Annotated in this window: 19 protein-coding genes and 1 tRNA gene; 16 read left to right on the plus strand and 4 right to left on the minus strand. The window is 40.6% G+C overall.

Annotated features, from left to right (window positions below; genetic code table 11):
- Window positions 1–73: 73 nt before the first annotated feature.
- The gene (locus CA265_00485) at window positions 74–1,189 is read right to left on the minus strand and encodes an acyltransferase (GenBank protein ARS38243.1); all 1,116 of its coding nucleotides are present in this window, start codon (window positions 1,187–1,189) and stop codon (window positions 74–76) included.
- 193 nt (window positions 1,190–1,382) lie between these two features.
- Between CA265_00485 and CA265_00490 the strand changes: the two genes are divergently transcribed.
- From CA265_00490 to CA265_00530, 9 genes are all read left to right on the plus strand, one after another.
- Window positions 1,383–1,700, plus strand: coding sequence for a hypothetical protein (locus CA265_00490; protein ARS38244.1), 318 nt, complete (start codon window positions 1,383–1,385; stop codon window positions 1,698–1,700).
- A gap of 103 nt (window positions 1,701–1,803) precedes the next feature.
- Window positions 1,804–6,180, plus strand: coding sequence for a CusA/CzcA family heavy metal efflux RND transporter (locus tag CA265_00495; protein ARS38245.1), 4,377 nt, complete (start codon window positions 1,804–1,806; stop codon window positions 6,178–6,180).
- Window positions 6,181–6,189: 9 nt separating this feature from the next.
- Entirely contained in the window at window positions 6,190–7,362 is a 1,173-nt protein-coding gene (locus CA265_00500; protein ID ARS38246.1) for an efflux transporter periplasmic adaptor subunit, read from the plus strand.
- Between the two features lie 108 nt (window positions 7,363–7,470).
- A complete protein-coding gene (locus CA265_00505; protein ID ARS38247.1) occupies window positions 7,471–8,316 on the plus strand; it encodes a xylose isomerase in 846 nt (281 codons plus the stop codon).
- A 147-nt stretch (window positions 8,317–8,463) separates the two neighbouring features.
- Window positions 8,464–9,312 (plus strand): 6-phosphogluconate dehydrogenase, encoded by an 849-nt coding sequence (locus CA265_00510; protein ARS38248.1) that lies wholly within the window; start codon window positions 8,464–8,466, stop codon window positions 9,310–9,312.
- A gap of 293 nt (window positions 9,313–9,605) precedes the next feature.
- Window positions 9,606–10,094 (plus strand): hypothetical protein, encoded by a 489-nt coding sequence (locus CA265_00515; protein ARS38249.1) that lies wholly within the window; start codon window positions 9,606–9,608, stop codon window positions 10,092–10,094.
- 117 nt (window positions 10,095–10,211) lie between these two features.
- Window positions 10,212–11,057 (plus strand): AraC family transcriptional regulator, encoded by an 846-nt coding sequence (locus tag CA265_00520; protein ID ARS38250.1) that lies wholly within the window; start codon window positions 10,212–10,214, stop codon window positions 11,055–11,057.
- Between the two features lie 72 nt (window positions 11,058–11,129).
- The gene (locus CA265_00525) at window positions 11,130–12,101 is read left to right on the plus strand and encodes an aldo/keto reductase (GenBank protein ARS38251.1); all 972 of its coding nucleotides are present in this window, start codon (window positions 11,130–11,132) and stop codon (window positions 12,099–12,101) included.
- Window positions 12,102–12,914 (plus strand): AraC family transcriptional regulator, encoded by an 813-nt coding sequence (locus CA265_00530; protein ID ARS38252.1) that lies wholly within the window; start codon window positions 12,102–12,104, stop codon window positions 12,912–12,914.
- Between the two features lie 29 nt (window positions 12,915–12,943).
- On the opposite strand, the gene CA265_00535 is transcribed toward CA265_00530, so the two are convergent.
- A complete protein-coding gene (locus CA265_00535; protein ID ARS42838.1) occupies window positions 12,944–13,399 on the minus strand; it encodes a hypothetical protein in 456 nt (151 codons plus the stop codon).
- Between the two features lie 277 nt (window positions 13,400–13,676).
- On the opposite strand from CA265_00535, the gene CA265_00540 reads away from it, so the two are divergent.
- Both CA265_00540 and CA265_00545 read left to right on the plus strand, forming a co-directional pair.
- Window positions 13,677–15,311 carry a hypothetical protein gene (locus CA265_00540; GenBank protein ID ARS38253.1) on the plus strand — a complete coding sequence of 545 codons (1,635 nt, stop codon included), beginning with the start codon at window positions 13,677–13,679 and terminating at the stop codon, window positions 15,309–15,311.
- Window positions 15,311–17,509, plus strand: coding sequence for a hypothetical protein (locus tag CA265_00545; GenBank protein ARS38254.1), 2,199 nt, complete (start codon window positions 15,311–15,313; stop codon window positions 17,507–17,509). Before CA265_00540 ends, CA265_00545 begins: the two co-directional genes overlap by 1 nt.
- Window positions 17,510–17,689: 180 nt before the next feature.
- Here the strand turns inward: CA265_00545 and CA265_00550 are convergent, their stop codons facing one another.
- Window positions 17,690–18,460, minus strand: coding sequence for a hypothetical protein (locus CA265_00550; protein ARS38255.1), 771 nt, complete (start codon window positions 18,458–18,460; stop codon window positions 17,690–17,692).
- Window positions 18,461–18,735: 275 nt separating this feature from the next.
- On the opposite strand from CA265_00550, the gene CA265_00555 reads away from it, so the two are divergent.
- Both CA265_00555 and CA265_00560 read left to right on the plus strand, forming a co-directional pair.
- Window positions 18,736–19,209, plus strand: coding sequence for a hypothetical protein (locus CA265_00555; GenBank protein ID ARS38256.1), 474 nt, complete (start codon window positions 18,736–18,738; stop codon window positions 19,207–19,209).
- Between the two features lie 141 nt (window positions 19,210–19,350).
- Complete coding sequence (locus CA265_00560; GenBank protein ARS38257.1) at window positions 19,351–20,175, plus strand: hypothetical protein; 825 nt, start codon at window positions 19,351–19,353, stop codon at window positions 20,173–20,175.
- 147 nt (window positions 20,176–20,322) lie between these two features.
- Here CA265_00560 and CA265_00565 read toward each other — a convergent pair.
- Window positions 20,323–20,396: transfer RNA gene (locus tag CA265_00565), tRNA-Met, on the minus strand.
- A gap of 1,154 nt (window positions 20,397–21,550) precedes the next feature.
- Between CA265_00565 and CA265_00570 the strand changes: the two genes are divergently transcribed.
- The 3 genes from CA265_00570 to CA265_00580 all read left to right on the plus strand — a co-directional run bounded on the left by CA265_00570 (window position 21,551) and on the right by CA265_00580 (window position 24,737).
- Entirely contained in the window at window positions 21,551–21,931 is a 381-nt protein-coding gene (locus CA265_00570) for a hypothetical protein (GenBank protein ID ARS38258.1), read from the plus strand.
- 30 nt (window positions 21,932–21,961) lie between these two features.
- On the plus strand, window positions 21,962–23,386 hold the full coding sequence (locus CA265_00575; GenBank protein ID ARS38259.1) for a permease: 1,425 nt from the start codon (window positions 21,962–21,964) through the stop codon (window positions 23,384–23,386).
- A 139-nt stretch (window positions 23,387–23,525) separates the two neighbouring features.
- Window positions 23,526–24,737 carry a bifunctional 3,4-dihydroxy-2-butanone-4-phosphate synthase/GTP cyclohydrolase II gene (locus CA265_00580; protein ARS38260.1) on the plus strand — a complete coding sequence of 404 codons (1,212 nt, stop codon included), beginning with the start codon at window positions 23,526–23,528 and terminating at the stop codon, window positions 24,735–24,737.
- Window positions 24,738–25,016: the final 279 nt, after the last annotated feature.

Below are 25,016 nucleotides of genomic sequence, written 5' to 3' on the forward strand. Positions count from 1 at the left end.
AAGCAACTTCAATGCATGGCGGCCTGTATGCGCACTGGAGGTTTGACCAAACCAGATGAGGTCTAGTCCAGATTTAGGCCAGCTTTTTCTGCAACCATTTGCGTACAGGCTCATCATACCATTTCAACACAGCATAGGCCAAAACAATACTGCCTGTTAAAATGAGCAGGGCATAAGGCCAGGCCTGCACGATTGTTGTGCCTTTATGATTGCTGATCCAGGCCACGTAAAAATAAACCAGTGGATAATGTACCAGGTATAAAGGATAGGATATATCCCCTAAAAATTTGCATAGCCTGTGCTCTCTTTGTGTATGCAGCACACCGCTGGCGCCCAGGTATACGATAAGCGGGAAAACAATGATGATACAAACGGATTCATAAATTCCGTTCATCCACAGGTGTTCCGCACCGCCAATCCGCGGCATATATAATACCATAGCGATTAAAAGGCTGCACCATAAAAAGGCATTTTTAATCCGGGTTGGTTTTGCGATACGCGAGAGTAACAGACCGGCAAAAAAGGGATACAGGGTGCGGGTAAAACCAATGCGTACCTGTTCAATATTCAGTGTCCAACCCCCGCTTACATCGCCGTTTGTAATGGCCAGCTGTGCCAATGCGATGGCAGCGATAACAACCAAAATACTTAAAGCCCTTTTAGAAAACTTCCTGATCCACACCGCATAAAGGATGTTGGCTATGTATTCAAAAAACAACGACCAGCCCACGCTATTCATGGGATGCATCTCCTGCCAGCCACGTATATCAAGCGATAAGGGTATAGGCAGAATCGTATAACCAATCAGCAGCACCAGCAGCATCTTCCAAAGCGGAATGGTATGAATCAATGGCCATATGGTAGAATCTGTAAAATAAAATCCGATAGCACCCAGTGTCATCCCCAAAATTACCATGGGTTGAAGACGGATGATGCGGCGTTTAAAAAAATTGCCAGCCGTCATTTTAGTCCACCGGTCGTCGTAAGCGTAGCCCATTACAAAGCCTGATAATAAAAAGAAAAAATCTACAGCCAGGTAACCGTGGTTAACCAAAATATCCAGGTGCCCGGTTCCTAAAGGCTCGGTGAGGTGAAAGGTAACAACGATGATAGCCGCGATACCGCGAAGACCGTCTAATATGGTATAGTGTGGCTTGGTGGCCAGCGCATTATTCAGGTTAGTTATCATGTAATAGCAGGTAAAATTGCAATGGGTAAAAATAACCAACATTCTTTACCTGATAACTTTGCATCCACAATAATACGTAACGTATTGAGGCTTGTTGAAAAGATAATAGTTTTTTGCCGATCAAAACAGAACACGATTTAAAATAAAAACGGGCTTTATGAATTAAAAACTTTAATCATTACATTTGCCCTTAGTGAAAAACCTGGTATTCCTTTTTTCTCTTTATCTGATCCTTCTGGGCCTCATGCCCTGCCAGGACAAGGAGGATATGGTTTCCAAATCACACACCGAAAGCACTGTGCACAGCGATCATGCAAAAGCTGAACATACGCACGGAGAATCCTGTCCGCCATTCTGCAGCTGTGCCTGCTGTTCTGTTGGTCAGCACTTCCCATCCGAAAAGTTAACAGACCTGATTGTTCCGGTATTCCGGAAACCCTACCCGGTTTTCCAGTGCTCGGCATTAAAGAAACAACCACTCGATATCTGGCAACCGCCTAAAATCGTTTAATCAATTTTTTGAGCTCATGGCACTGTCCATGAAAAGCATGCACATGTTGCACCACACGGTGCAATGTTATCCCGCTATTTATTGATTTTTGATTTAAACAACAATGCTGAACAGAATAATACAATTCTCCATCAGGCAGAAACTGCTGGTGGGAATTATGATGCTGGCGCTGATTGCCTGGGGAATCTATTCTCTGCGGCAATTGCCCATAGATGCGCTTCCCGATATTACCAATAACCAGGTCCAGATCATTACTTCCTCGCCAAGCAACGGCGCAGAGGATATTGAGCGCTTTGTAACCTATCCGGTAGAACAAACCATGGCCACCATTCCCGGAATAGAAGAAATCCGTTCCTTTAGCAGGTTCGGACTTTCTGTTGTAACGGTGGTATTTAAGGAAGATGTAGAGATTTACTGGGCGCGCCAACAGGTAAGTGAAAGACTTGCCGAAGTAGAAAGGGCCATTCCGAAAGGCATCGGTACGCCCGAAGTTGCGCCATTAACCACCGGGCTGGGGGAGATTTACCAGTACGTCATCCATCCCAAAAAAGGATATGAAAAGAAATATGATGCCACCGAACTCCGCACCATTCAGGACTGGATTGTTCGCCGCCAGCTGCTGGGTGTAGAGGGCATTGCAGATGTCAGCAGTTTTGGGGGATACCTCAAGCAGTATGAGATTGCCCTCAATCCCGACAAACTCAGGAGCATGGACATATCCATCAGCGATATTTTTAAGGCGCTTGAAAAAAACAACCAGAATACCGGCGGATCTTACATTGATAAGAAACCCAATGCCTATTTTATCCGAAGCGAGGGACTTATCAAAAGTATAGCGGATATTGAGAACATTGTGGTGCGGACCAATGAGAACAGCATCCCAGTGCTGATCCGAAATGTAGCTGAGGTGAGGATTGGTGCGGCCACCCGTTATGGTGCCATGACCAGAAATGATCAGGGCGAAGTAGTAGGGGCAGTAGTGATGATGCTTAAAGGTGCCAATTCTTCCAAGGTTATTGCCAACGTAAAAACCCGGATGGATCAGATCGCAAAGAACCTTCCCGAAGGAGTTGTTATCGAGCCATTCCTCGATCGTACCAAACTGGTAAACAGTGCTATTGGTACAGTGACCAAAAACCTGGCAGAAGGTGCCTTAATTGTGATCTTTGTGCTGGTACTGCTTTTGGGAAATTTCCGTGCCGGACTCATCGTAGCCTCGGTTATTCCACTTGCCATGCTGTTTGCGGTATGCCTGATGAACCTTTTTGGCGTCAGTGGAAACCTGATGAGCCTGGGTGCCATTGATTTCGGCCTGATTGTAGATGGTGCGGTAATCATAGTAGAAGCTTCCCTTCACCACCTGGGGATCCGAAAGAACAAAAACAGGTTAAGCCAGCAGGAGATGGATACAGAGATTTTTGAATCTGCATCCAAGATCCGTAACAGCGCCGCTTTCGGCGAGATTATTATCCTCATCGTGTACCTGCCGATTCTGGCACTGGTGGGTATAGAAGGCAAAATGTTCAGGCCTATGGCCCAAACCGTGGCTTTTGCAATCCTGGGTGCCTTCATCTTATCCTTAACTTATGTACCAATGATGAGTGCGCTGTTCCTGAACAAAACCATCAGCACCAAAAGAAATATCTCAGACAAAATCATGTCCTTTTTTCAAAGGGTGTATACGCCAATGCTCAATTTTGCGCTTCGGGTGCGGGTGGCCGTGGTGGGCATTGCAATCGGGTTATTTGTCATTTGTCTTATTATTTTCAATTACCTGGGCGCAGAATTTATTCCCACATTAGAGGAAGGCGATTTTGCCGTAGAAACCAGGGTGCTTACCGGAAGCAGTCTTTCTCAAACCATCGAAGCATCTACACGGGCAGCAAAGGTATTAAAGGCCAATTTTCCTGAGGTAAAAGAAGTAATCGGAAAGATCGGCTCCAGCGAGATTCCCACCGACCCCATGCCGGTAGAAGCCTGTGATCTGATCATCATCTTAAAGGATAAGGGCGACTGGACAAATGCTTCGACCAGGGATGAACTTGCCGAAAAAATGCAGGCCAAACTGGAACAGTATATTCCGGGGGTTACTTTTGGGTTCCAGCAGCCCATACAGATGCGCTTTAATGAACTCATGACCGGTGCAAGGCAGGATGTGGTGATCAAGGTTTATGGCGAAGATTTTTCGAAGCTGAGTGGCTACGCATCAAAAATCGGCGCTATCGCCGGAAAAATCGAAGGCGCTGAGGATGTGTATGTTGAACAGGCCTCCGGGCTGCCTCAGGTGATCATTAAATTTCACCGCGAAAAAATTGCGCAGTTCGGATTGAATATTGAGGATGTGAATACCGCTATCCGCTCGGGTTTTGCCGGAGAGGTTGCAGGTCTTGTATTTGAGGGTGAAAAGCGATTCGATATGGTTGTCCGCCTGGAAAAAGAAAACAGGCAGTCACTGGAAGATGTGAAAAACCTCTTCGTAACCGCACCCAATGGCAACCAGATCCCGCTTGAACAGCTGGCGGATATCGAGTACAAAGAAGGGCCAAACCAGATCCAACGCGATGATGCAAAGCGGCGGATTACCGTTGGTTTTAATGTGAGGGGAAGAGATGTGGAAAGTATCGTCAAGGAAATCCAGCAGAAGATTGATGCGGAGGTTAAGTTTTCGCCAGGCTATTACCCAACTTTTGGCGGTACTTTTGAGAACCTGCAGGCCGCCACTAAAAGATTGGGGATTGCCGTTCCACTGGCACTACTGCTCATTTTACTGTTGCTCTATCTTACTTTTTCATCCATTAAACATGCGCTTTTAATTTTTACGGCAATTCCACTGTCGGCTATTGGTGGCGTATTCGCGCTATGGGCACGGGCTATGCCATTTAGTATTTCTGCGGGCATCGGCTTTATCGCACTTTTTGGTGTGGCGGTACTAAATGGTATCGTGCTGATCAGTGAATTTAACAGGTTAAAAAAAGAAGGAATGAAAGATATGCTCGAAATTATTAAAACAGGAACTTCGGTCAGGCTTCGTCCGGTGATTATGACGGCACTTGTGGCTTCACTGGGCTTTCTTCCGATGGCCATCTCGGGTGGAAGCGGTGCTGAAGTACAACGCCCCTTGGCAACCGTTGTTATCGGCGGACTAATCTCTGCAACACTGCTTACCCTTTTGGTGCTTCCGGTACTTTATATCTGGGTAGAAAAAATAGGCAGGAAAAAAATAAAAATAACTCCGGTAGCGGGAATAATGGTGCTGTTTGTTGTCCTGTTTGGATTGCAACCTGCAAATGCCCAGACGGCATTAACCCTTGAGCAGGCCGTATCTTCGGCGTTGGAAAATAACAAGGCAATCAGCGGGGCGAACCTCGGCGTAGGGCTGCAGCAGGCGCTGCGGAAAAGTGCCTTTGAAATGCCCAAAACTGAAGTGTCTATGCTTTACGGGCAGTACAACAGTCTGGTTAAAAACGACAACAACTTTACCGTTTCGCAAAGTATTCCTTTCCCCACACTTTTTGCTGCAAATGCGGCACTCGGGGATGAACGCATTAAAGCAGGCCAGCTTCAGGTGGCTTCGGGTAAAAATGAACTCATTTTTCAGGTCAAGACCGTTTATACGAATCTTCAATACCTGTATTCGAAAGAAAAACTGCTGCTCGGGCAAGACAGCATTTACAAGGGTTTTGTGAAATCTGCTTCGCTGAAGTACAAAACAGGCGAGGGGAACCTGCTCGAAAAGGTCGCCGCCGAGACCCAGCTCAAGGAGGTACAGAACCTGCTCGATCAAAACCAGTCTGATATCGAAATTTATACCGCGCAGATGGCTACGCTTCTGGGCAGGAATGGAGCTCCCCTAATTGCCGACAAGTTTTTAAAAGAAACACCCGAAGTTTCGATTGGAGATACGGCGCTGTTAAATGAAAATCCGGCCATTGCTTATTTCAGGCAACAGATCGTGATCGCCGAAAAACAGCGGAAAGTCGAACTTGCCAAAGCATTACCCGATTTTACACTTGGCTATTTTAACCAGTCGCTAACGGGTTTTCAAAACGTTAACGGAAATGATGTTTTCTTTGGCCGTGACAAACGTTTTCAGGGCTTTCAGGTGGGCCTTTCTGTTCCGCTATTTTACAGGTCCCATGCTGCGAAGGCAAAAGCCGCATTGATTAACAGGGATATGGCCTCGAACGACCTGGAACTTCAGCAGCGAAAACTAACTGGCCAGTATCAGCAAGCCCTGGGCGAATACCTGAAAAACAGGAAACGTTACGACTATTTTCTGACTTCGGCGCTGGCCAATGCCGCACTGATTTTAAAAAACAGCCGGATTGCCTATCAGAACGGAGAAATAGGTTATTCGGAATACCTGCTGAACCTTAAACAGGCAAATGGTATTTACGAGGGGCGCCTGATGGCCCTGCTCCAGTTAAGCCAGAGCATCAATCAGATTGAATTTTTAACCGGTAATCACCAATCATTATAAACATAGCTCATGAGATCTATATATAAATATTTTATCCTGGTATCCTTTCCATTTTATCTGGCTGGTTGTAGCCGTCCCAATACGGAAAAGGAGCCCGAAAAAGAGGCCGTTCACGAAGCAAGTGATATCGTAAGCCTTACCCCGGAGCAGTATAAGTTATCGGAAATTACGCTGGGCGCTATAGAGCAGAAAGAATTAAGCGGAACAACCAAAGTAAATGGCATGCTTGATCTTCCTCCGCAAAGCCTGGTATCTATCTCCACACCGCTGGAAGGGATTGTAAAAAGCACCAGTATGCTGCAAGGAAAGCGTGTAGCCAAGGGGGCGCTTGTGGCGGTAATGCAGAACCCGGAATTCATTCAGATGCAACAAGACTATCTGGATTATAAAAGTCAGCTGCAGTTTTTAAAACAGGAGCTCGATCGCCAGGAAGAACTGGCAAAGGAAAACGTCAATTCTAAAAAAGCACTGCAGAAAGCAAGGAGCGAATACCAGAGTGTGAGCGCCAGATTACTGGGACAACGTTCAAAACTTTCGATTATGAATATCAGTTTCGCAGCACTTGAGAAAGGACAGATCCAGAAAACCTTTAACCTCTATACCCCAATGGCGGGTTATGTTACGCAGGTGAACACCAATATAGGTGCTTTTGCCAGTACCACTGATGTGTTGTTCAAAATTGCCGATACCGAGCACCTGCATGCAGAGCTTACGGTATTTGAAAAGGATGTTCCTAAACTTAAGCTGGGGCAGAAGGTTCGCTTTGTACTGGCCAACGAGGAAAAGGAACGCATGGCCACGGTTTACCTCATCGGCAGGGAAATTAGTAAAGAGCGTACGGTACAGATTCACTGCCACCTGGATCAGGAAGATACACAGCTGCTTCCGGGCATGTACCTGAAAGCTTATGTGGAAAGCGGCATGAATAAGGTAGAAGCCTTACCCGATGCGGCCATTGTTGAATTTGAAGGCAAAAAATTCGTGTTTATCGATCAGCCTGCTGCTAAGGGCACCAACCCTTACCGGTACCGGATGATGGAAGTAAAAACAGGTGTTGCCGAAAACGGTTATACACAGGTTTCTTTTGCGGAGCAGATCGGTGAGGGGAGGGTGGTGATAAAAGGCGCGTACGATCTGTTAAGTAAGGTGAAAAATGCGGAAGAGGAAGGCGAGGAACATTAAAGGTTCAAGTCGGGCTTCGATTTATGGATAAATTTTGTCATATCGGGTTCCCTGAACGTTGAACTACATCAATTTAAATATTAACTTTAGTCGCCAGATAAAATTAAGATGACCACAAGAAGAAATTTTTTACAAACCGGAATATTGGGGCTAACTGCAGCCTCGCTGACCAATATTCCCTCAGTTTTCTCGGAGCCTGTTCAACCAAATGTTGCGGCTAAAGATGCTTTTAAATTAGCCATCGCCGGTTATAGCTTTCTGAACTTTAACCTCGATGAATCACTTAAAATGATGAAAAAGGTTGATGTACATTACCTCTGCATTAAAGACTTTCATTTGCCTTTTAAAAGTACAGCAGAAGAAATTACAGCCTTTCATGCTAAACTGAAAGAAAATAATGTAGTTGGATATGCCGTGGGACCTATTTACATCAAAAATAAGGAAGAGATTGATCAGGCATTTGATTATGCAAAAAGGGTAGGTGTTGATTTACTGATCGGAATTCCGGCCCATGCCGACCTGGAGTATGTGGCCCAAAAGACAAAGGAATATAATATTCGTTATGCCATTCATAACCATGGCCCCCAGGATAAACTATATCCAAATGCGGAAAGCATTTATAATCTGATTAAAAACCTGGATCAACGTGTTGGAATATGCTTTGATATGGGACATAACAAAAGAGATGGGCGGGATTCTGTTGCAGACCTTCAGAAATTCTCGAAACGGATTTTTGATATGCATTTAAAAAATGTAACGGTAGCGGCAAATGAAGGTACCACTTGCGAACTCGGTCGTGGTGTAATTGATATCCCGGCCTATGTAAAAATGCTGAGAAAGGTGAATTACCAGGGCTGCTGTAGTTTGGAATACGAAAAAGACATGAAAGATCCCTTAGCCGGAATAGCTGAATCAGTCGGCTATTTTAAGGGAGTTTGCGATGCTACCCGTTAATATTTGAAATTGATGTAAATTCATGATTGATATGCGGTTTTTAGGCCGCATATCAATTTATATACCGGTATGGACAGGATCAGCCAGATTTTTCTTTGCCTGAAATGCCTGTCATTCGTTACCTTTATCAGATCAATAAAATATTCTATGAAAGCATTTTTGGGAACCGGCCTTTTGGGAACGGGTTTTATTAAAGCCATGCTGCGCCGTGGCGAAGCGGTACAGGTATGGAACAGGACTGCATCAAAAGCACAGGCATTGGAAACGGATGGCGCAAAAGCATTAGAAAATGTGGTTGAGGCGGTAAAAGGTGCAACTGTTATCCACCTTACCCTGAAGGATGATGCAATCGTAAATGAAGTACTGGCCGCTGCCAGCAAAGGTTTTTCGCCGGGCATCACCATTATCGACCATACCACAACCTCAGTGGAAGGCGCAATCGAAAGAACGGCACAGTGGAAACGTAATGGTTTTACTTATCTGCATGCGCCGGTATTTATGGGACCGCCAAATGCACTGGAAGGAACCGGGAACATGCTCGTGTCGGGCGATCAGGCTGTTATTGCGCATCTTGAACCTGAACTGGCCAAAATGACTGGTAAACTGATTAATTTTGGTCCTGAAGAAGGAAAAGCAGCCGGCATAAAGCTCATCGGTAACCTTTTTCTCATCTCGCTTACTGCAGGACTTGCTGATGCCCTTGGATTGGCCAAAGCCCTCGGCATTGATTCTGGAGAAGTGGCCTCACTGTTTAGCTCATGGAATCCTGGTGCAGGTGTTCCTGCCAGGTTCGATAAAATAAGGGCAGGGGATTTTAAACATCCCTCCTGGGAACTCGATATGGCACGTAAGGATGCCGGCCTGATGATAGATGCTGCAAAAGAAAATGGCGTAAACCTTACCGTTCTGCCTGCCGTTATAACACAAATGGATAACTGGATTGCAAAAGGCCATGGCTCGGATGACTGGAGTGTAATCGCTAAGGATAACCTCTGAAAGTTTTAGGTCGAATAAAATACCTCACTAGCGCAAGTCTTAGTGTAGGGGACAACGGGCAGGATGACTTGTGCATTCAGGATATTTGACTAATAAAATTCGTTAATGAGATTAATTTAATGAAAGCACAAGTCTGGCCAATGTTTCCGGCCAGTGACACTAAGACTTGCGCTAGAATGAGGCTAGAATGTAATTTTGAACGAGATTACCAATGAATTGAACGAATACACAAAACCCCTTAAGCTTACTATAGTCACTTTTGTAAACAATAATTACATAATTACAAAAAGACTATGGGACTATCAGGTTTAGGAATTTTTCATACCATCATTGGTATTGTAGCCATTGTAGCGGCAATCATTTCATTTGTACGCTTTGGCAAAATTGATTTAACGCAGCTTAGTGGTAAAATATACTTTTATACAACTAGCGTTACCGCTTTAACTGCATTAGGCATCTCCAAACATGGAGGCTTTAATGCCGGGCATATTTTTTCGGTATTCATTTTTATTTTAGTGGTGGTGGCTTTTTGGCTTTCGGTAAAGCGAAGCGGCAGTAACAGGGCCCGTTATATAGAGAATTTTTTACTCTCTTTCAGCTTCTTTCTGTCGCTCATCCCCACCGTGAATGAAACCTTTACCCGGGTTCCGCTGGGGCATCCACTGGCTAAAAACCCTGCCGATCCGATCATTGCCCAAACCTTGCTGGTGCTCTTAATCGCATTTATTGCCGGCGCCATTTACCAGTACATTAAACTACGTCAAGCGCTTAAAATACGGTAAAGTAAAGCTTGTGATTTTCGGATAAAAGATATTCTATCATATATCAACTAATGCATGGGGGCAGAAAGGCCAAAGCATGCATTAGTTTTGCTATTTTTATAGCTGAAGGTTTTTAATATGATCATTGACCATAAAAAATACGATTTGTTTGGTAAAGCCATTATCCAGAACATCAGGATCAAGGCACCTTTTACCTTCGATTTTCCCATTACCGATAATGCCTGTTTTTTATACATGTTACAGGGTGAAATGCAATATCACCGCAACGAAGATCGCGTAAATATACCGCATAAACACGCTTTGTTTTTAAATTGTATACAAGCCAGCAAAACCATCAGTAACTTAAATGAAGGAGGTGTTAACGAAATGATGGTCGTTAATTTTCATCCCGATATTTTAAAACGGATTTACGACCGGGAGATGCCCGCTATCCTTCAGGCAACCGGCCGTATGGTTTCGAACAAAAGTGCCGAAGTGTTAAGCAACAATTTTTTAATCGAAAAATATATCGAAGGTTTGCTGTTTTATTTTCAGCATCCCGCACTGGTTAACGAAGATATACTGGTTTTAAAGTTAAAAGAAATTATCCTGCTGCTGGCCCAAACTGCTAATGCTCGGGCCATACAAACCATATTTGCACAGCTTTTTTCGCCTGCTACCTATACCTTTAAGCAAATTATTGAGGCCAACCTGTTCGAACAACTCAATATCGATGCCCTGGCACAACTGAATAATTTGAGTTTATCGTCTTTTAAACGCGAATTTGCCAGACATTACAACGATACACCAGCCAATTATATCAAAACCAAAAGGCTCGAAAAAGCGGCCGAACTGCTCTTAATTTCAAACGAAAGGATTAAAGACATTGCTTTTAATTGTGGTTATAATGATCTGGCCAATTTTACCAAAAGCTTTCGCGATAAGTATAAGTGTACACCCAGTGATTTTCGGGAACGCCAGTAACTGAGCCGTACAGACAAAATATTTGAGCCGTAGAAGAAAGCCTCCGGTGTTTCGAATGCTGATCTTTGTTTCATGAACAACATCACAAAAATTCAGTTGGGTCAGAATGGCCCCTTCGTATCTAAACTTGGTTTGGGTTGCATGCGGATGTCTTCTATTTGGGGTGGTGCTACACCCAATGAAGCAGAAAGCATAGCTACCATTCACGAGGCACTAGATCGTGGCATTAATTTTTTAAACACAGGCGACTTTTACGGTGCCGGACATAATGAAATGTTAATTGGCAAAGCGATTAAAGATCGGCTCGATGAGGCCTTTATCAGCGTAAAGTTTGGTGCCATCTTTCACAACGGCCAGTGGCTGGGATTAGATCTGCGACCTTTGGCGATCAAAAATTTTATCAATTACTCGCTAACGCGTTTGGGTATCGAAACCATCGACCTCTATCAGCCTTGCCGAATGGACGACAGCGTGCCCGTAGAAGACATCATCGGAACGGTTGCCGACCTGATTAAAGAAGGTAAAGTGCGTCACATCGGCGTGTCTGAAATTACCGCTGATCAGCTTCGTAAAGCAAACAATACTCACCCCATCAGTGCGCTCGAAATTGGTTATTCGCTGGCCGACCGTCAGATCGAAAGCGAACTGCTGCCGGCAGCAAAAGAACTGGGCATTGCCGTAGTTGCCTTTGCCAATACCGCAGAAGGTTTATTAACCGGTGAAATGAAAGCACCGCTTGCAGCGAACGATTACCATAGCCATTTCTCCCGTTTTCAGGGCGAAAATCTGGTTCATAACCTCGAAAAAGTAGAAGTCTTGAAACAAATGGCCCGGGATAAAGGCTGTACACCTACGCAGCTGGCCATTGCCTGGGTAAAGGAACAGGGTGATCACATCATGCCTCTGGTGAGCATGAGTCGCAGATCGCGTTTACCTGAAAATCTTAAAGCAATGGATATTGTATTTAGCCCGCAGGAAATGAATACTTTAAATACTACTTTTGCAATAGGTGCCATACGTGGTGGTACTTACTTACAACGCTAAATGACCAGTCCAGCAGAAATCCTCCCCGGTGTCATCTTTTATTCATACCTCTCGGCCCAGCGGAAAGAGAAAGTGTGTTTCTGGAACCACCATACCCTGGTACTGCAGGTTTCGGGACAGTTTACCTTAGAAACCTCCGGTCAAAACCTTTCGATGACCGGAGGCGAAGTACTGCTGATTGGCAAAAACCAGCTGGGCACGCTCACCAAAACACCGCTGCCCGGAGGGAACTATGAAACCATCGTGATATCGTTGCAGGAAGAACTCTTACGTAAGATCGTATTGGAAGAAAAGTTAACGGCAGACCAGAAATACATCGGTCCGCCCAATATCCTGATTCCATCAAATGAATTCCTGAAAGGCTATTTTCAATCGATTATTCCCTATGCCCGAAGCTCGGGCGCCACCATGACCGATGAAATGGGCATTTTGAAAGTGAAAGAAGGCATTAAATTGCTGTTACTTGCCCTGCCGGCATTGCGAAACTTTTTGTTCGACTTTTCTGAACAGCATAAAATCGACCTGGAAAAGTTTATGCTGAGCAACTATCATTTTAATGTGCCCATCGAAAAATTCGCCCAGCTGACGGGTCGCAGCCTGGCCGGTTTCAAACGTGATTTTCTGAAAACATTCGGTGTTCCACCCCGTCATTGGCTGCAGGATAAACGGCTAAGGGAAGCCAAACACCTCATTGAAAGCAAACACCAGAAACCTTCTGCCATTTATCTCGATCTGGGCTTCGAAAGCTTGTCGCATTTCTCGCATGCCTTCAAAAAGAAGTTTGGTATGGCACCTACGGCGCTAAATGCGTAAGGTATACCAAGATGCACTAAATAAGTTTTTTATTTTGGTTCGAATTTCCCAAAAATCTTCTGGTCATAATCGTAGTTGCGCTCATCTGGAAAATTTCCATTTAAGTCCGGAAATATGAGTTGTAAATACTCATATTTTTCGTTCCCGTAATGCCTGATTGAAGATAACACATAATCAGATAAACTTTCATTGGTGACCTTGATAAAGTATACCGGAAATCTTTCTGTTAAGTCTGTAATTCTTTTATTTAGCGGAACAGCCCTAAGTTTATATTGATCTGCATAGTTTTTAATTAATTGCCCCGAAAGGTTTGGACCGAGACCCGAAATGAACAACTCCGGGATTTTGAAATACTCATAAATCCCTGTTGAATAAGCAAAAGGTGTAGAATTTTCTGCTTCCAATACTACAGTGGTATGATAGCCATATTTACGGATATCATCATTAACTTCTTTGAAATATTTTTTCCTTTGTGCTTCAGTTATCTTCATGACAAAACTTTTCGCAAAATAGCAGATAATCTAAATATGGGCAACTCCGGTTTTATTAGCTATTCGGATTGAATTTAGTGACACACGCGGCACGTGTACGTTAGCAGGGGGGATTTTTTTAAATAAAATGCATATGCCAATTAAATTTTGATATTTTAGATTATTGAATATAACTAATTTTCCCATTTGTATTGATAGGATTAAACTTAATGTCAGATAACAAGTGTTTTGAATTTTTTTATGTTTTAATGTTAATCCAATCTAAACTCTCATGCTCGACCAGTCCTTTTCCTATAATAACTTTCGCATTATTTTTGAAGTTGAAAACCGTAAAGCTCGGTTCAATACTAGCTTTTTGGATAATAAATACGTTGAAGCGGCAGAGGATGCTTCTGCGTTAAAAAAGGAAATAAGAAAACTGAAAAATGAGTTTGCGGATGATACTTCTATAGAAGAGCTGGAGACGCAACTTTTAAAAGCAGAAACTGAACGCGATATTATTTTAGAAAACTTTCTCTTTTACATAAGCCAACATGTTAATCAACGGGATTTTTCTTTGCGTTTAAATCAGTTTTTTGATAATAATACATGGAAGCAGATCTATACAATAGATAAGACGCCTGCAACTTTTTTTGTAATGAAACAACTGCAATATAATCTTCGAAAAACCTTTAATATTTCTCATTCGGAAAGACATTTAATCGTCAAACAGTTTAAGGATATACTTACTGATGATTTCCCTAAATATATCGTTCGTACTGATATTAAGAGCTTTTATGAGAGTGTTTCGCAAGAAAAGTTAATGTGGATTTTAACGAAAAATTCTCTATTAAGCCCTCAATCACTTAAAATTTTAAGAAATCTTTTCTATGAATACAATAAGCTGACAGGACAATTGAATAGTGACAATAAGAAGGGCATACCCAGAGGCGTTGGTGTTAGTGCTTATCTAGCAGAGCTCTATATGCGAGATATTGATGAAAATATACGACGTTTAGAGGGGGTTAGATATTACGCAAGATATGTTGATGATATAATAGTTGTTTTCACACCTACTTCAAAAAGTCATGTACCTGAAGCCTTTCTTTCTAGTGTTGAGGCGATAATAGTTGGTGAAAAACTAAAAGTTAATAAAAAGTTGGACGATGGATATGTTTATCGTTATTTAAAAACTATAGAAAAAGAAAGTGATGAGAATAAAAAATTCTTTGCAATAGCCAAATTGATAAATAAAGAGAAAGGAGAATTAGCCCCGCCGTACTTCGCAGCTATAGAGAAACAGATTTATAGCGTGTTTTTGCCCTTAAATAAAAGACTGAGAGAGATCGAATCCATTCTGAATCTCGAAAAACAGAATATTGAAAACAATAAAACCTTTCAGTGTGACTTATTTGAAAATAAAACTAATACGGTAATAACTTTTTTAGGTTATAAATTCATTATAAAAGACGGCATTTGTACAACTGTACTTTTGTCTGATAATAAAATGCGGAAATATGCCGAAAGGATCACTCTAGTATTGCAATCATTTATTGCAACGAGGAAATATAATTATCTGAATGCCCGTAAAATGTTACATTATCGTTTGGCATATTTAACTAGAAACACAAAACTTACTAAACCCAAGAAAGGTTTTATTGGAATTTTTTATGCAAATAGTCTTATTAATCCAGATTGTCAAAGCTTAGTAGAGCTAGACGAAATCTTAGGGACAAAAATAGATGAATATTTAAATCCTTTGACAGATAGAGTTTTAATGACAAGGTTGAAAAGATTCAGTTTTGCTGATGGCTTTAAGAACAAGACTTTTTATAATTTATCTACAAAAAAAATGCCCAAAATGAAAGATGCAGAAGGAAATGTGTTAAGATCAAATTTTGAAAAAATAGTAAATATCTGGAAGTGATGAGGTCAAAAAGAAAACAACTTAATCACTCAAGGTACAGAGTAGTGCTATCGGATACGCTTCCTTATGAAACGCCAATAATTTTTTCAAATAGGCATTTCTACAAGTTTTTAGATAGATATAAAGTGGAACTATCTGGTGATGAAAGTGCAACAACCATATCTTGGTCAAGAGTTTATAATGACAAGCCATTAGCACTCATAATGGAGATTTTGTTTGGTTTGGAAAAAGTAATCGGTGCAACTCACAAACTACCAAAAAAGGATCACATGAGAGTTCCATTCAAATACAATATCACTCATAAAGAAGCTGAGTATCGTGAACTTGCTCTTATGCATCCTAAAAATCAACTGGAAATCGTTGAGTTTTATGATAAATTTAAGGAGCTAATCATTTATTACTCCCAACAATCCCCGTTTTCCATTAGAAAACCTCAAGATATTGCAAAGTATGTATATGTGAAGGATTCTCTTCACGATAAACTTTTAGGTGATAAAGACGATTCTGTTGAGATAGGTGGTAAGGAGTATGATACGCTGAAAACCTTTTTTACTTATGAACGCTATTCTAACATTTATAAGTTTTATGAAGATTATTATTATCATCGGGCAGAAAAGAAGTTTGATCTGATGTTTAAATTTGACATCTCGAGATGTTTTACCAGTATATATACCCATTCCCTAGCTTGGGCATTGATTAACAAGGAAATGGTAAAGGATAAATTGAATGAATCCAAAATGACTTTCGGAGGTAGATTTGATCGGGTTATGCAAAATGCAAACTTTGGCGAAACAAATGGCATACTAATTGGCCCTGAAGCTTCCAGGATATTTGCTGAGCTAATACTACAACATATTGATGTCGAAGTTGAAAAGCAATTGAGAGGATCAGATATCCTACATAAAAAAGATTACGAAATTTTCCGCTATGTTGATGATTTCTTTATTTTTTATAACGATGAGAGCACAAGAGCGAGAATTTTTGAGCTTTATGGAAATATGTTTAAAGAGTATAAGCTATCAGTGAGTGAGATAAAGAATAAATTCTACATTAAGCCTTTAATCACTGAGTTGACAATTGCAAAATCTAGAATAGTTGAGCTTTTAGATGAAAGAGCAGGTATTATAATAGACAGCACAGAAAAGCTTAAGGATTATCAAGGTACTCTTAATACATATGTTAAAAATTTTTGCGATGCTAATTATCTAATTACTAGATTTAAAATAATTATAAGCGAAGCGGAGGTTGAATATAAAGATATTGCAAATTACACATTAGCATTAATTAATACGCGGCTGGAATATAGTATTCTTGCATTCGAGAAGCATTTTAAAGCGGTATCCAAAGATGAGTTTAAAAAAACTGAAAACCCAGATACATTCTCCAGTTTCGAAAAGCAAAAAGAGGAGTATACATTTATTCGATATTTAATTGAACTGCTAGACTTTACTTCTTTTATTTACACGGTTGCTCCACGAGTTAATTCTACGATTAAGTTCAGTACTATCTTGTCCACTGTGATAGATTATGTTAAAGGTAATTATAGATTTGACAGTTTGGTCATATCAACTGATGGGAAAAAGATTCGCAAAAAAGGACACTTTAAACGCTTTAGCTCAATTAATACGCACCTAGTATTTAAAAAAATAGAAGATGATATTACATTGGTTCTAGGGAAGCATAAAATGAAAGAACATGTTCAGTTAGAAACATTATATTTGCTTGTTGTTCTAAGAGAGCTAGGTAGGCCATATAGGTTGACTGTTGACCAAATAGCCGCTTTTTTTAGTTTTGAGAAAATATGGAAAGATGGCGTGGATACACAACATTTTTTGCCTAAATATAAATTGAATTATTTTGCTATAACGAGCTTACTGTTTTATATTGAAAACATTGCTATATATATAAACATTAAAAAAGCACTAGAAATCCATATTATTGAGAAAATTAAATGCGTTGCAAGTTCTAGAAGAAGGAGGAATTCAGAACTTACTCTGCTTTTTCTTGACCTGATGGTCTGTCCATTTTTGGATGCAGAATTTAAGAAAAAAATGATGCATATGTTTGGTGTAACTAAAAGAGATAAACCAATTTTGTTGAGTTTCAAAAATCACCAGAGATATTGGTTTATCAAATGGAAAAACTTTAATTTAGCAGAGGAATTACATGCGAAGAAACCATCTGAGCCGTATTCTTAAGATATTTAGGTTGTGCACCAATCAAATTAGAGGCTTTACTGCCACACACCAGCACAATCTGTAGCCTTAATCGGCGTCCATTTGGACTTAAGTAGCTTTGATTGGGAGCTGCTTTTTTATTACACTCCCTATGATCAAAATATTCACAGTAGGTTATTGTTTGATAATAACAAAGGTTATTTAACTATTTGTGATATTTTTCTCGGTTCTAAAGTCAATTTCTGTTTCATCGTATTGGATAACATTTTTCAATGTTTGTTTAATGCCTAAGAATTTAATTTCCTCCGTTAATAAATTTAGGTATTTTGAAAAAAGGGGGACAATATCTATGATTTTACGGTCAATAATATTTGCAAGGTCAGGGTAGTACTTTTTGAAATCTTCTTTGGTGTAAACCTCAATGCCATTAATTAAGCTTATCGTTTGACCTACACGAAAAATCAGACTTTTATACGTGTCTAAATTTCTTTGTGGATCATCAAACAACGATTCGCTAAAATTCAATTGATTTATCTTGTTTAGTATTTGTTCGAAATTTCCATTTATAACAATAGGTCGGAGATCATGTTTGTAGTATTCTTTTCGTTTCGTTATTTTGAAAATAGTTAGTAATGTTTTTGTGCATTTAATAATTGCCAAGAGGATATTTCGTTTTTGTCTACCAATTAAGGGAAAAGCATGAGCTTGTTTGTGTAGGGCATATGTATCGGCCAGACTATTGTGCACAGCATCTATACTACCCTTAGATGGAATTGATTTGGTTATTTTACCGTTGTCTATTTGAATGATATTAATATCCCAATGCGCTATTTCAGGGAATTTTCTTTTCAAATTCTGATACAATTCTTTGTCTGACTCTGCACCCAATGCTTGAGGATGGTCAATTAAAATGTCGATATCATTCGAACTGGCAGATCCAAATCTATAATAATTGTATAAAATGTCAACCATAGCTATTGTTTGAACGCAAAAATAGTTTTTTGAATTTAGATACAGATTAAATCCCAAAAAAAAGCTCCTCGTTGGCGCACACTTACCACGTGTGCATGTTAGCTCGAGCGGAAATTGAGGTTAGTTCAAATCCCTTTAAACAAAAAAAACAAATGTATCCATATAAACCTAGTACGTAGATTCCTAAACAGAGGTAAATTTTGAACTTTAATGTCAAAAAGTTACTTTAGAGCGCATGACGAATTCTTCTGTTCCTGAGGACTTAAACCAAATAAATGATTAATGTACATTTTGAATGTGAAATTTTAAGAGCTAGCAGGAATAGACTGTTGCGCTTAATTGAAACAAGTAATCACGAAATATTATTTAAAATTCCAGTAGGTTTTAACAATAATATCATCTGGCAAATAGGACATTGCATCACTTCTCAACAGCGGCATATGTATATGCGTAGTGGATTACCCATGTATATCTCTAAAGAATTTATGGAGTCCTTCAAAATTGGATCGTCTCCTCGTTCCTGGGGAGTTAATCCAGATGTTAATGAGGTAAAACATTTACTGATTGAGACCGTTAACCACCTTGAATCAGATCTGGAATCCAGATTATTTGTCAACTATGAGCCCTTTGACTTACCGGTCGGATTTCGAGTAAAAAATCATGTCGAGGCCCTGCAAGCCGCTAACTATCACGAAGCGGAACATAGCGGGCAGATTTTTACTTATTTGAAGCTGTTAGTCAAAGAATGAAGTCCATAATCTTAAACTATCTCCCAAAATTAGAAATATAGCTTTTATAGCTAACGATCTGAACGTTTGAAATTGCAACCGTTATACAAAATCCGAAAGGTTATTTATATTCACCAAATATTTATCAAGCGCTTCGCCTTAATGAAAAAACTGTTCACATTGATTACCCTGTTTATCCTGTTGCAAAACGCAACAGCACAAACAAATGCGCTGAAAAAGATTGCTGATAACATTAAAGCAGAGGGGGAAATGCTTTATCGTTCTGAATGGGCTTCAGGTCATAGTACACAGATTTTCAGCTCCAGGTTCGGCGGGAAGAAGCAATTATCCGGGGGATATTTTTCTTATGAGACAGCAAAAGAAATGACCACGATCTTTTTTTCTAAAAATGACGATCCGGTAGTATTGGCGACAGTTAAGTTCAACCGTAGTTTAGATTCGTCTAAATATCGTATAGACACCACAACAAGAAAATTTACCGGAGTTGAAAAAGATTTGTATGCCATCCGGTCAAAAGCTGCACAGGCTGTTTCAAGCGACACGCTTTTTAAATTTTATGAAAATACCAGTTTAAATCTTGTTCCGATCATAAAAAATGGGGCAAAAAAAGTATATGTCATCACCGGGCAAAGCGCACCGGATGAAGTGTTATTAGGAAATGATTACCTGATTAATTTTGACAAAGACAATAATATCATTAAAAAAACAAAGCTTCATAACAATCTTATTCCGCTGGGAACCGGTGGTATAGACAAGATAGAAGCATCCTCACATCAACACTTAGGTGAAACAAGTCCTTATATTACCGCGACAGATATTTGTGCATTTAAATTATGGAAGGGAAAGACCACCTGGGTGATCAGTTTCATTGTCTCAGCCGGATATGTATCTGCATGGCACTTTCGCGATGAATTTTTAGAAATTCTAACCCAGGCCGAATTTGAAAAAATAATGAAAAAGAAATAGTTTAAGGTGTTCACGCCCTAATGCTGGTCGTAGCCCTCGCTGGCGCAGGCCTACCACCTGTGTTTGTTTGCTAGAGCTTAACATTTGAGATTAATTAAAAACCTTTAAACAAAAAAAAAGCCCATCATTCGATGAGCTTTTTCTCAGTAGCGGGGAGCAGGATCGAACTGCCGACCTCAGGGTTATGAATCCTGCGCTCTAACCATCTGAGCTACCCCGCCGGGCTTAATATTTACTGTATAACGTAAATATCGATGTGGTTATTTTTAAGAGTTGCAAATATAGAATAAATATACATTCTATTAAAAAGAAATGTGAAAAATCCTTTAAAGCCTTATTGCTCAGTAAATTTAAATGATTTTAACTGTTTAAAATCAAGCGGATACCACCTTATTCAGGCTTATAAACTACCACGAAATAACCTTATTATGATGGCGGTTAGTCTGGAGTTGTTTAAAAAGAGGCGTTTAGCGTGGATTATTGAAATGATCAGTTTGGAGTCCGGAGTCCAGAGTCGGTAGTCCTGAGTCGATTAACCTACTCGCGTTCGTCATCCTGAATTTATTTCAGGATCTTTTGATAGGTATAAAATCAGTTTCATTATTCGATAAAGAACAACTGAGCTAGCGTTTGGCGCGTGGATGAAGGTTGTTAAAACAATTAGCCGCCCTGCGTTTCTTAACCACATAAGACATATAAGGTTCATATAAGCGCAATCAATACTTTGCGTTTGGCGATCGGCGTTTGGTGTGGATTATTGAAACGATCAGTTTGGAGTCGGTAGTCCTTAGTCGATTAATCCCAATGAACTAATGAACCAATGACTAATGAACCAGTGAACCAATGATAGTCCGAAGTCAATAGTCCTGAGTCCTTAGTCGGTTAACCTACTCGCATTCGTCATCCTGAATTTATTTCAGGATCTAATCATAGGTATAAAATCAGTTCATTATTCGATAAAGAACAACTGAGCTAGCGATTGCTACTCAGCGTTTGGCGATCGGCGTTTGGCGTGGATAGGAGATTGAAACGATCGGTTTGGAGTCCTGAATCCAGAGTCGTTAGTCCATAGTCGATTAATCCCAATGAACCAATGAACTAATGAACAAATGACCAATGACTAATGAACCAGTGAACCAATGATTGTCCGGAGTCGGTAGTCCTTAGTCGATTAACCGATTTAAACAATTAACCGATTAACCTCAATAATCAAAGAACGAATGACAAATGAACCAATGACCAATGACTAATGAACTAGTAAACCACCACCAAAATCCAATAAAAATTATATTGTTGCAGATATAGAATAAATTACCTTTCTTTAGAAAAATAATATTAAAAAATAGTCCGGAAATTATCCTGGTAGTGTACTAACATGGCAGAAAAGAAAAAATTTACACTAGAGTACGAAGTTAGATCGTCACCAAGAATATTGTATAGTTTTATTAGTGAGCCAAACGGCTTATCGCAATGGTTTGCGGACGATGTGAATTTCCGCGATCAGGTATATACTTTTACCTGGGACGATGAGCAGCAAAAAGCAAAACTGGTTTCCATTAAAGAAAATAAGCTGGTTAAATTTAAGTGGCTGGACGATGAACCTCAATGTTATTTTGAGATGGAAATTGTACAGGACGAACTAACAAATGATGTAGCCCTCTCGATTACTGATTTTACTACCGATGAGCTTCTTGCAGAGAAAAAATTAATCTGGGACAACCAGATCGATTATCTGATTAGCGTATTGGGTGCATAATATTATCTTCGTATTGTTTACCTTTGTAGGGTGAAAAAAATACATCTTCTATTAATAAAAGCATTTGTGAAGCCATTCATAGCAACATTTTTTGTTATGATGTTTATTCTATTAATGTTTTTTCTGTTTAAATGGATTGATGATTTAATTGGAAAAGGTTTCGAATGGTACACCATTCTGGAGCTGATGTATTACGCCTCGGCCGCCAACGTATCCATGGCGCTGCCACTATCAGTATTACTTTCTTCCATCATGACTTTTGGTACACTGGGCGAAAATTATGAGCTGGTGGCTATTAAATCGGCAGGGATTTCTCTGCAGAAAGCCATGCGCCCCCTGTTTGTGGTGATTTTGATCCTCACGGTATCCTCCTTCTTTTTCGCCAACTACATGCTGCCCAAAGCCAACTTAAAATTTGGTTCGCTGCTGTACGATATCAGGAATAAAAAACTTTCATTTTTAATTAAACCAGGGGTTTTTAACAATGCCATTCCGGGTTATGCCATCCGTGTCGATTCGAAAGAGGAAGACGGTACGCTGCACAACATCATGATTTACGATCACCGGGAGAATAACGGCATTCCGAAGGTGATTCTGGCCAGAGAAGGTAAAATGAATAAAACCTCCGACGGTAAGTTTTTGGTGCTTAACCTTAAAAATGGTGTGCAATACGAGGAGCAGGCTTCGAAAAACGGGATGTACAATCCAAGGCAGATTTTTACACGCAACCGTTTTAAAGAAACCTCGCCGCGTTTCGATATGTCTTCTTTTGACCCCAGTACCACCGATCCGAATGCTTTCGGAAACAGTACGCCCATGTTAAACCTGAAAGGCATTACAAAAAAGCGCGACTCGCTGAACAAGCAACTGGATACGATGAAGATACGCACCATTGCCAATCTCACCAGTAACTTTAAGCAGTTTAATGTAACGAAAGGTTATATGAAGGTTAAAGCCGTACCGAAAGAGATTGATGATGTCATCCTAAAGGACATCCCTAACGGATCGCGTAAAATGGCCCTCGATAATGCTAACAATACGGTTGCAAATATTATGCAGCACGTACCCAACTGGGGCCCGCGCCAAACGGATTTAACCGGTGAAATTATTTTTGCAACCGTTGAGTACCAGCGTAAATTTACCCTGGCTGCATCCTGTATCCTGTTGTTTTTTATTGGTGCACCATTGGGTGCCATTATCAGAAAAGGGGGCATGGGTTTACCCGTGGTGGTGGCCATTTGTTTCTTCCTGGTATACCACATTATTACCACGGTGGCCGAAAAATCAGCACGTGAAGGTAATCTAAACCCGATCTTCGGGATGTGGATTGCCGTGATTGTTTTATCGCCCCTGGCGGCCTTTTTAACCTATAAAGCTACAGTAGATTCGGCCTTGTTTGATGTAAATTATTACAAGCAGCTCTTCATTCAGTTGTTTAAAAAGAAGGAAAAATAGGCAGCTTTTCCTTTACTTACAGATGATATTTTAATCCAAATATTGCTCAATAAGGTTGTACATTTGTACGGGTTATTGTTTGTGGTATAAATTGATTTTAATACGCCTTACACACCATTTGCCCCATAATGTTTATAAAATGCAAACAAAATTAAACACAATAGAAGAGGCCATCGCAGATATAAAAGCTGGTAAAGTGATTATTGTTGTAGATGATGAGAATAGAGAGAACGAGGGTGATTTTTTAACGGCAGCTGAAAACGCAACGCCCGAGATCATCAATTTTATGGCTACTTACGGCCGCGGTTTAATCTGTGCGCCACTTACAGAAGAACGTTGTAAAGAGTTAAACCTTAACCTGATGGTGGGTAAAAATACGGCTGCTTACGAAACTAATTTTACGGTTTCAGTCGATCTGGTTGGTCACGGCTGTACCACAGGCATTTCGGCAAGTGACCGCTCTAAAACGATGTTAGCCCTGGTTAATCCTAAAACCAATCCTGAAGAGTTGGGCAGACCGGGACATATTTTTCCTTTAATTGCTAAAGATGGTGGCGTCATCCGCCGTGCAGGTCATACCGAAGCTGCGGTAGATTTAGCCCGCCTGGCCGGCATGAAACCTGCAGGTTTATTGGTAGAGATTTTGAAAGAAGATGGCGAAATGGCCAGACTTCCGGATTTATTTAAAATTGCCGAACAGCACCAGTTAAAAATTATATCCATCGAAGATTTAATTGCCTACCGTTTAACCATTGATAGTTTGATTAAACAAGAGGTGAGCATCGATTTGCCTACCGCCTGGGGCGATTTTAAAATGACCGCTTATACGCAGTTAGATAACAACGCCACCCACCTGGCCATTTCTAAAGGCGAATGGAATGCCAACGAACCTATTTTAGCGCGTGTACACAGCTCTTGTGTAACGGGCGATATCTTTGGGTCATGCCGTTGCGATTGCGGGCCGCAGTTGCACAAAGCACTAGAAATGATCGAAAAAGAAGGTAAAGGTATCGTGGTATACATGAACCAGGAGGGCAGGGGTATCGGACTGATTAATAAATTACGTTCATATAACTTACAGGATGCCGGTTTCGATACGGTAGAAGCGAATATTAAATTAGGCTTTAAAGGCGATGAACGCGATTATGGTGTGGGTGCGCAGATCCTGCGATCAGAAGGTGTAACTAAAATGCGTTTAATGAGTAACAACCCCACCAAAAGAGCCGGTTTAATCGGTTATGGTTTGGAAGTGGTAGAAAACATCCCAATCGAAATTGCCAGCAATGTGCATAACGAACGTTATTTGACCACCAAAAGAGATAAAATGGGCCATTCGATTATGAAAGGATAATTCAGTTGGCAGTTAGCAGTTGACAGTTTGCATGGTGCAAACTGAAAATTGTGAATTGAAAACTTATACAAGACCAACAATTGAACAAGTGTTCGATTGTTGGTTTTTTTATGCGTATTTGTAATCCTTCGGTTCATCCGCTTATGCTTGTCTCGGGATCTATTTTTTCTGGGATTCGTCCTCCTGAACTTGTTTCAGGATCTTTATAACCTAAGTCGATTAATATTAGCAGCAGCATATATCTGCTTTTTATCGCTTGCTAATCTAGGGGGCGTGTCA

The sequence above is a fragment of the Sphingobacteriaceae bacterium GW460-11-11-14-LB5 genome, from assembly GCA_002151545.1.
Lineage (GTDB): Bacteria > Bacteroidota > Bacteroidia > Sphingobacteriales > Sphingobacteriaceae > Pedobacter.